This is a genomic window from Streptomyces sp. NPDC044002 (assembly GCF_056434525.1).
Window position 1 is genome coordinate 4943 of the sequence record NZ_JBWKEZ010000065.1, and the last position, 9276, is coordinate 14218.

8 protein-coding genes are annotated in these 9276 nt (G+C 73.5%); all 8 read left to right on the forward strand.

The window, feature by feature from the left end:
* Positions 1-145 precede the first annotated feature (145 nt).
* The 8 genes from AC07A6_RS33590 (at position 146) to AC07A6_RS33625 (ending at position 9190) form a co-directional block, all read left to right on the forward strand.
* Complete coding sequence (locus AC07A6_RS33590; protein WP_478779636.1) at positions 146-1069, forward strand: aminoglycoside phosphotransferase family protein; 924 nt, start codon at positions 146-148, stop codon at positions 1067-1069.
* 476 nt (positions 1070-1545) lie between these two features.
* On the forward strand, positions 1546-2592 hold the full coding sequence (locus tag AC07A6_RS33595) for an inosamine-phosphate amidinotransferase 1 (RefSeq protein WP_478779637.1): 1047 nt from the start codon (positions 1546-1548) through the stop codon (positions 2590-2592).
* Positions 2593-2676: 84 nt separating this feature from the next.
* Positions 2677-3522: a glycosyltransferase gene (locus AC07A6_RS33600; protein WP_362466706.1), complete on the forward strand. Its 846-nt coding sequence runs from the start codon at positions 2677-2679 to the stop codon at positions 3520-3522.
* Between the two features lie 9 nt (positions 3523-3531).
* Positions 3532-4131 carry a streptomycin biosynthesis protein StrG gene (locus AC07A6_RS33605; protein ID WP_478779638.1) on the forward strand — a complete coding sequence of 200 codons (600 nt, stop codon included), beginning with the start codon at positions 3532-3534 and terminating at the stop codon, positions 4129-4131.
* Positions 4132-4273: 142 nt separating this feature from the next.
* Positions 4274-5431 carry a dTDP-dihydrostreptose--streptidine-6-phosphate dihydrostreptosyltransferase gene (locus AC07A6_RS33610; protein ID WP_478779639.1) on the forward strand — a complete coding sequence of 386 codons (1158 nt, stop codon included), beginning with the start codon at positions 4274-4276 and terminating at the stop codon, positions 5429-5431.
* A 129-nt stretch (positions 5432-5560) separates the two neighbouring features.
* Entirely contained in the window at positions 5561-6613 is a 1053-nt protein-coding gene (locus AC07A6_RS33615) for a Gfo/Idh/MocA family protein (RefSeq protein WP_478779640.1), read from the forward strand.
* Positions 6610-7986 carry an alkaline phosphatase gene (locus AC07A6_RS33620; RefSeq protein ID WP_478779641.1) on the forward strand — a complete coding sequence of 459 codons (1377 nt, stop codon included), beginning with the start codon at positions 6610-6612 and terminating at the stop codon, positions 7984-7986. Before AC07A6_RS33615 ends, AC07A6_RS33620 begins: the two co-directional genes overlap by 4 nt.
* Before the next feature lie 58 nt (positions 7987-8044).
* Positions 8045-9190, forward strand: coding sequence for a DegT/DnrJ/EryC1/StrS family aminotransferase (locus tag AC07A6_RS33625; RefSeq protein WP_478779642.1), 1146 nt, complete (start codon positions 8045-8047; stop codon positions 9188-9190).
* Positions 9191-9276 lie beyond the last annotated feature (86 nt).

Consider the following 9276-nt stretch of genomic DNA (forward strand, 5'->3'; position numbering starts at 1 on the left):
CAAGGCACACGGGACCCGGTTGGGGGTGGTGACCGGAGCGGGCACCCCCCCCCCCCCCCTGTCCTCCCCCCCCCTTGCCGGCGGACCCCGCTCTGTTCCCGCCGCCCGGGCGGCGGGAACTCCACACCCCGAAGGAAAGCCCCGCATGACATCGCCGGAAGACATCGCCGTCCCCGACGCCCTGATCACGTCGTACACGAAGAACGGCGGTGAGGCGGAACGGGCCTGGATCGCCGCCCTGCCCGCACTGGTCGCGGACCTTCTCGACCGGTGGCGGCTGGAACGGGACGGCGCCGCCGGCTCCGGCGAGGCCTCGCTGGTGGTGCCGGTGCGGCGCGAGGACGGCGGCAGGGCCGCGCTGAAACTCCAGATGCCCCGCGAGGAGACGACCGCCGCGCTGATCGGACTGCGGGCCTGGAAGGGCGACGGCATCGTGCGGCTGCTCGATCACGACCCGGGGAGCAGCGCCATGCTGCTGGAGCGCCTGGACGCCTCGCGCACCCTCGCGTCCGTCGTCGACGACGACACGGCCATGGACACCCTGGCCGGCCTGATGGCCCGGCTGCACGCCGCCCCGGCGCCCCCAGGACTGCGCCGTCTCGACGACATCGCACGCGACATGCTGGAGGCCGTGCCGCAGGCCGTCGTCTCGCTGTCGGACCCGGACGACCAGAGGCGGCTGCATGCCTGGGCGTCGGCCGTCGCCGAGCTGGTGGACGAGCCCGGCCACCGGCTCCTGCACTGGGACCTGCACTACGGGAACGTGCTGGCCGCCGAGCGCGAACCATGGCTCGCCATCGACCCCGAACCCCTGGTCGGCGACCCGGGCTTCGACCTGTGGCCGGCCCTGGACACCGGCTGGGAGGAGATCGAGGCCACCGGGGACGCCCCGCGGGTGGTGCGGCGCCGCTTCGACCTGCTGACCGAGGCCCTGGAACTGGACCGCGAGCGCGCGGCCGGCTGGACCCTGGGCCGGCTCCTGCAGAACACCCTGTGGGACGTGGAGGACGGGCGGACCGCCATCGACCCCTCCCAGATCGCCGTGGCCGAGGCCCTCCCGCGCCGCTGAGCCCCCTCCGCCTCCCGCACGCACGCCGCCGCCGAGCGCGGCGCCCACCCCACACGGGCGGGCGCCGCGCTCGCCGTGCTTCCCCGCGCCCGGTCCGCCGACCTGGCGCGCTTCGCCGTACGGGGGTTCCGCAGTCGACGCATTCGCCGATCGAGACCTCGGTGTTAGCCTTCAGTCGGTCCGGTGATCGGGAACGGCCCGGATCCGGAACGACGGAGCCACATCCCGTGCGGCGCCCTTGACCGGGGCGCTCCCGGGACAGGGACAGGACACCCGCGGACCCGCTCGTCACCTCCGCGCACGGCGGCGCCCCACCGGCCGCCCCCTCGCACCCGAACGGCACCCGGCCCGCCCGGTGACCGCTCCACAGCCGTACACCACGCGTCCCGCCCGCTGTCTCCGTGCCCCGCGCACCCGGCCGGCCCGCGACCCCGTCGCCGGCCGCCGACGCCACGCCACTCACCCCAAGGAGCGCCATGAGCCTCGTCGACGTGCACAACGAATGGGACCCGCTGGAGGAGATCATCATCGGCACGGCGGTGGGCGCACGGGTCCCCCGGGCCGACCGCAGCGTCTTCGCCGTGGAGTACGCGGGGGACTACGACAGCCAGGACCAGATCCCCTCCGGCGCCTACCCGGACCGGGTGGTGAAGGAGACGGAGGAGGAACTCCGCGTCCTGGCGGAGGAGCTGACCAAACTCGGCGTCACGGTCCGCCGCCCCGCGGCACGCGACAACGCCGCCCTCATCAAGACCCCCGACTGGGAGACGGACGGCTTCCACGACTACTGCCCGCGCGACGGACTGCTGACCGTCGGCGACACCGTCATCGAGACGCCCATGGCGCTGCGCGCCCGCTTCCTGGAGTCGCTCGCCTACAAGGACATCCTGCTGGACTACTTCGCCAGCGGCTCCCGGTGGCTGTCGGCCCCCAAGCCCCGGCTGACCGACGCGTCCTACGACCCGCAGGCGCCGGCCGGCGAGCGCCTGACCGACAAGGAGCCGGTGTTCGACGCCGCGAACGTGCTCCGCTTCGGCACCGACCTGCTCTACCTGGTCTCCGACAGCGGCAACGAACTCGGCGCCAAGTGGCTCCAGTCCGCGCTCGGCGACACCTACACGGTGCACCCGTGCCGCAAGCTGTACGCCTCCACCCACGTGGACTCCACCATCGTGCCGCTGCGGCCCGGCCTCGTACTGGTCAACCCCTCGCGGGTGAACGACCAGAACATGCCGGACTTCCTGCGCTCCTGGGAGACCATCACCTGCCCCGAACCGGTGGACATCGGCTTCACCGGCGACAAGGCGCACTGCTCGGTGTGGATCGGCATGAACCTGCTGGTCGTGCGCCCCGGCCTGGCGGTGGTGGACCGCCGCCAGACCGAGCTCATCAAGCTGCTGGAGAAGCACGGAACGGACGTGCTGCCGCTCCAGCTGACCCACTCGCGCACCCTCGGCGGCGGCTTCCACTGCGCCACGCTCGACGTCCGGCGCACCGGCTCGCTGGAGACCTACCGGTTCTGACGGGCCCCGCACGCCGAGCGGCGGTCCCGGCCGCCCTCGCGCGTGCTCCGACCAAGTCCACGATCCCCAAGGGAGGTCACCAACGTGATCGGTTACGGCGTCTGCGTCGGTCCGGGCAATCTGTTCCAGCGCATCTGCCTGCCGGGCATCGAGCGCGTCCGCACACCGGGCAGCCCGGTGTTCACCATGCGCGGCCAGCGCTCGCTCTTCTCCGCGTACAACGCCATGTTCGACCAGGCGGCCGCCAACTCCGACATCACCGGCCTGGTGATGCTGCACGACGACGTCGAGCTGCGGAAGAACCCGGCCGAAGTCGCGCAGTCCGTGTTCGAGGACGACTCCGTGGGCATGCTCGGCTCGGTCGGCGGATCCGACACCGTGTCACTGGCCTGGTGGAACGAGCGGGACACCAGGCGCGGCCGGGTCACCGACTACGACAAGGTCCACGACTACGGCTCGGACCGGTACGAGGTCCACGCCGTCGACGACGTCATCCTCTGCGTGAACCGCTGGACCATCGAGAACATCCGCTTCCCCGAGGGCCACTACCGCGGCTTCGAGGGACTCGGCGTCATCCTCGCCACCCTGGTGCGCGCCGCCGGCAAACGGGTCATCGTCCAGGACCTCCAGGACGTGATGCACCACAACGACGGCCGAGGCTTCAACGGCCTGAAGGACTGGCGTCACAACGAACTGCGCTGGCAGCGCGAGTTCTTCGACCTCAGCCCGCTGGAACGGCTGGGCAACCGCCTGGAGGGCCTCACCGTGCCCACCATTCCCCTGCAACTCGCCACCCGCCGCGCCGCGATGCGCATGAGCGGCGCGATCCACCAGGTCAGCGACGGGGAGACGGGCGATCCGGTGATCGACGAACTGGTCGGCGGCTGGTACCGCCGGTGCAAGCGCCTGCGCGGCCGCATGCTGATCTGAGGAGAGCACATGGCGAAGTACACACGGCTGCGCTACGACGTGGCCACGGTCCCCCTCGCCGGCCTCGTGCGCGAGGTCATCGAGGTGGACGACCTGGAGGGCCTGGCAGCCAGCGAGTGGCTCGCCACTCGGGAGACCGACCAGAGCACGCCCTACCACAAGCGGTTCTACGACAACTTCGACGCCGTCTCACCCGCCTACCGCGCGCTGGCGAGGCACCTGCTCGGCGACACCGCCGACGACGTCTACCTCCAGCGGGTCCCCACCTTCCGGGTGCACCTGCGCAACTCCGTGGCCGTGGGCTCCTGGCACCGCGACCGCGACTTCGGCCACGACCCCGCCGAGGTCAACTACTGGGTGCCCCTCACCCGGGCGTTCGGCAACAACACCCTGTGGATCGACAACGAACCGGTGCACGCCGAGTACGGCGAGGTCATCACCTTCGACGGGGCCAACTCCTGGCACGGGAACGTCGTCAACGACACGGAGATCAGCCGGGTCAGCATGGACTTCCGCACGATCCCCCGGGCCGCCTACCGGCCCAACGAAAGGACGTCCGTCTCCTTCGGGATGCCCTTCCTGCTCGGCGAGTACTGGGACGTCGTCTGAACCGCGGCCGGCGCCCGGACGGCGGGCGGCCCGGCGCGACCCCGCCGTGCCGCCCCCGCGCCCTGCGCGACGAGTCCCGCGCACCCCACCGCACCACCCACCTCCCCGACGACACGGCGGAACGCACGGAAACGGCCCCGACATGGTGACGCCCACCGGACCGACCGGGAACTCCCCGGACGACGCACGAACCGAAGAAGCCCTGCTCCACCTCGACGAGAGGTTCCGCACGTTCATGGCCGGCGTCCCGGCCGACAGCCCCCCGTGGTTCTGCTTCTTCTCCACCGGGCTGCTGCACGTCTTCCACCACTTCCTGCGCTTCGTCCCCGAGCGGCTGAACTGCGTGTTCGTCTGCTCCGCCCTCGACGCGGAGGAGATCGGGCTGCGCGACCGCATGAGCGGCGGCAGGCCCGTCTTCGACCTGGACGAGCGGGTCGGCAGCCACGAGGTCTTCGAGTTCCTGCTGCGCACCGTGGACCGGCCGTTCGGCATCGTCGACGTCGACTGCTTCGTGACCGAGAGCGACTGGTTCGACCGTTGCACGGACGGCCTCGAACCCGGCGTGGCCGTCAGCGGCCCGCTCAGCTACGGCCCGCTCCCGCTGGCGGCGCCGCCCTTCCTGGCCCTCGACCCGCGGGTGCGCCCCGAGATCGAACGGGCCATCGGCGGACCGGTCACCCCCGCCGCGTACGCCTACGTCCCCCCGGGGCCGGAGAAGGAGATCGACGGCGCCATGGTGCGACTCGTCGAACCCCACCACGAGCGCGCACTGGCCCGGGTCATGGCACTGGAGGGCCCGTCGCTGCCGTTCCCCCAGGGCGGCCTGGTGGACGTGCTCGACGACGGCCGCGAGGTCCGCAGCCACGAGCGCCACCACCACCTCCAGAACGGCAACGAGGTGATCCGGGTCGTCTTCGACGGCCTGATGTTCTACCAGCTGATGGCCCTGGCGGCGGGGCTGCGGATCGCCCACTTCCACGCGTTCCCCGGCACCAAGGTCTTCGCCCCGCAACTGGTCCACGCCGGAGGCATCTCGTACTGGCACCGGCTGCGGCCCGCCGAGATCGCCGCAGGCATCCATGAACTGCCGTGGTCGGCCCACGTCGACGCGCTGCTCCTGGAGGACTTCAACAAGCGGCCCGACGCCCCCGCCGCCTACCGCAGGCGCAGCGTCCGGCTCGCCGCGAGCCTGCGCCAGTCCCACACGGACCTGGAGAAGCTCCGCGTCGAGCTGCGCACCGAGCTCGCCGGCAAGGGAGTGGACGTGACCGACCCTCGCTGGGCCGCAGTCCTCGACTGACACGCCACCGCCCCGGCACGCCGGCGACGCACACCGCCGACGTACACCGGCGACGCACGCCGGACCTACCGCCGCAGGACCTCACCCCGGCCCCCGAGGGGCGCCGACGGGCTGTAACGGAGACTTTCGATGAGAGTGGGAATCGTCGGGGCCGGCCGCATGGGACGGCTTCACGCGCGCACACTGCTGCACCTGCCCGACCGGCCCGACCTGCTGGTGTACGACGTCGACACCGACGGCGCCCGCCGACTGGCCCGCACCCTGACCGAGGAGACCGGCGCCCGCGTCGAGGCGCGGCCGGCCCTCGCCGACGTCGTCGCCGGGGCGGACGCGCTCATCGTGGCGACGCCCGCGAGCGAACGGCGGGCCCCGCTGCTCGCCGCGGCACGTGCGGGCCTGCCGGTGTTCTGCGAGAAGCCGCTGACAGCCGACCCGGCCGAGGCCCGCGAACTGGCCGGGGCGCTGGCCGGCACCCGGACGCACGTCGGCTTCCAGCGGCGCAGCGACCCCGGCTACCGGGCCCTGCGGGAGCGGATCGCCTCCGGCGGACTCGGCCGGATCCTGCTGGTGCGCTGCACCGCGTTCGACCACGAACCGCCGGCCGCCTCGTACGGACGGACGTCGGGCGACATCTTCACCGACTGCCTCATCCACGACATCGACGCGGTGCACTGGCTCACCGGCCGGCGCACGGTCGCCGTCCAGGCGGACGGGGCGCGGCTCCTCGGCGGTGCGGACTACGACGTGGCCACCGCCGTCCTGACCCTCGCCGACGGCACCCGCGCGGTGCTCTCCGCCTCCCGGCTCGACCCCCACGGGTACGACCACCGGGTGGAGGTCCTCGGCACCCTCGGCTCCGTCTCGGTGGGGCTCGACGCGCGCACCCCGCTGCGGCTGAACGACCGGTCCCGCCCGGGCTGCCCGCCCGGCCCCCCGGAGCAGCCCCCGTACCAGGACTTCACCGACCGCTTCGCCGTCGCCTACCGGGAGGAGATCCGCGACTTCCTCCGCATGGCGACGAGCGGGACGCCCAGCCCCTGCACCGCCGACGAGGCGCTGCGCGCGCAGGAGGTGGCCGCGGCCGCCGGACGCGCCGCCGCCACCGGCACCCGCGTCGTCCTGGACCCGCCCCCCGCCCCGGCCGCCGGCGCCGTCACGCAGGTGGGGGGCCGCACACGATGAGGCACGGCACGAACGGCACCCACGGCACGCGCCCGTGGCGGCGCGCCGCCGTCCTGGGCACCGCGCTGCTCACGCTGGTGACCGTGTCCGGCGCCGCCACCGCCACCGGGGCGGACGGGCCGGACCGCGGCCGGCCGCCGGCGGACAGCGTCATCCTGCTGATCGGCGACGGGATGGGCGACGCGGAGATCACCGCAGCGCGGAACCACTCCGCCGGGGCCACCGGCAGACTGGCCATGGACACCCTGGACGAGGCCGGCCGGCGCACCACCTCCTCGGTCGACGAACACGGCCGGCCGGTCTACGTCACGGACTCCGCGGCGGGCGCCACCGCCTGGGCCACCGGCCGGCGGACGGTCAACGGACGCCTGTCCAAGACCCCCGACACCGACCGGCCGCTGCCCACCCTCCTGGAGAAGGCCCGCCGCCAGGGGTACGCCACGGGCAGCGTCACCACCGCCTCGGTCGTCGACGCGACCCCCGCCGCACTGACCGCGCACCTCACCGACCGCTCCTGCAAGGGCCCCGCGGACATGGCCGCGTGCCCGGGGGACACCCGGGCCGCGGGCGGCGCGGGCTCCGCGGCGGAGCAGACGGTCGCCGCCCGCCCCGACGTGCTGCTCGGCGGCGGGGCCGGGCACTTCGCCCAGACCGTCACGGACGGCCCGGACCGCGGCCGCACCGTGCTGGAACAGGCCCGGGCGGCCGGCTACCAGCTGGTGCGCGACCGGACGGAACTGGCGGCGGCCCGACCCGGCCGGCCCGTCCTCGGACTGTTCGCACCCGACTACGTGCCGGTCGAGTGGACCGGGCCGGCGGCCTCACCCGGCGGCACCGCGCCCGTGCGCTGCACGGCCGCGAACCCCGCCCGGCCCGCCGGCACCCCCACCCTGGCCGAATCCACCCAGGCCGCGCTCGACCTGCTGACCGTCCGCCGTGACCGGCCCGGAGACACCGGCAGGGGCTTCTTCCTCCAGGTCGAAGGAGCCTCGATCGACGACCGGGCCCATGAGGCCGACCCCTGCGGCCAGATCGGCGAGACCGTGGCCTTCGACCGGGCCGTCGCGGTCGCCCTCGCCTACGCCGAGCGGCACCCCCGCACCCTCGTGATCGTCACCGCCGACCACGGCCACGCCACCCAGATCCTGCCCGACGACGCCCGCCCGACGGGGCTGTCCGCGACGCTCCTCACCGACGAGGGCGGCCGGATGCTCCTCGGGTACGCCACCACCGCCGAACCCGGCGGGACGCAGGAGCACACCGGCGTCACGGTGCCCGTCACCGCCCGCGGACCTCTCTCGCACCAGGTCCGCGGCCTGCGGGAGAACACCGAACTGTTCGGGACGGTGAGCGCCGCCCTCGGCCTGCGCTGACCCGCCCCTTCCGACCTCCCGACCGACCAGTGAACAACGGACCGAAAGGTATGACGCGTTGAACGCCTTCCAGGAACTCCCGCGCTGGCCCCAGCTGACGGACGACGACATCGAGGCGGCGGTGGCCGCCCTGCGCTCCAACCGTCTGGTGGGGCTGGGCAACAGCGTCGTCGAAGAGTTCGAGGCGGCGCTGGCCGCCGGCCACCAGGTGGAGCACGCCGTCGCGGTGTCCACCGGCACGGCCGCGGTGCACCTGGCGCTGCACGCCCTCGACGTCGGCCCGGGCGACGAGGTCATCGTGCCCGCCCACACCTTCATAGGCTCGGCGAGCCCCGTCGTGTACCTCGGCGCGCGGCCCGTCTTCGCCGACGTCACCCCGGACACCCACTGCCTGGACCCCGACTCGGTGAAGTCCCTGATCACCGAGCGGACCAAGGCCATCGTGGTGGTCCACATCAACGGCGTCGCGGCGGACATGGCCGCCCTGACCGCCGTCGCCGCCGAGGCGGGCGTCCCCCTCATCGAGGACGCGGCACAGGCGATGGGCACCGAGATCGGCGGCCGGCCCGTCGGCGGCTTCGGCGACCTGGCCTGCGTCAGCCTCTTCGAACAGAAGGTCATCACCTCGGCCGGTGAAGGCGGCGCCGTCCTCACCAACAACCCCGTGTACGCGGAGAGGGTGCGCCGCGCCCGCAGCCACGGAGAAGGCCCCGTCGAGGGCCGGCCGGGGATGATCTGGGCCCACGAGGTCGGCTACAACTACCGCCTGACCTCCGTCCAGGCGGCCGTGGGACTGTCCCAGCACAAGCGCCTGGGCGAGATGGTCGAGGCCCGGCGGCGCAACGCCGCGTACCTCTCGGAGCGGCTGGCCGGCGTCGAGGGACTGGAGCTCCCGGTGGAGCCGGAGGGCACCACGCACGCGTTCTGGAAGTACGCGGCGCGCGTGGCGCCCGGCGGCGGCCGCCGGTCCGCCGGCGACATCGCCGCCGACCTGCGCTCCCGGGGCGTCCCGGTGCTGCTGCGCTACCCCTACCCGCTGCACAAGCAGCCCGCGTTCGCCCAGCAGCACCAGGGCGTGTCCCTGCCGGTGGCCGAGCGCCTGTCGGAGGAACTGCTGGCACTCCCGTCGCACCCGGCGCTCACCGAGGGCCACCTGACCCACATCGCGGACGAGGTGCGCAAGGCCGTCTCCGTCACCGTCTGACGGCGCCCGGGTGACCAGGTGACACGCACAGTAAGCGGGGGACAACCACCACAACCGCCCCAACCCCACCAAACGACCGACCCGCC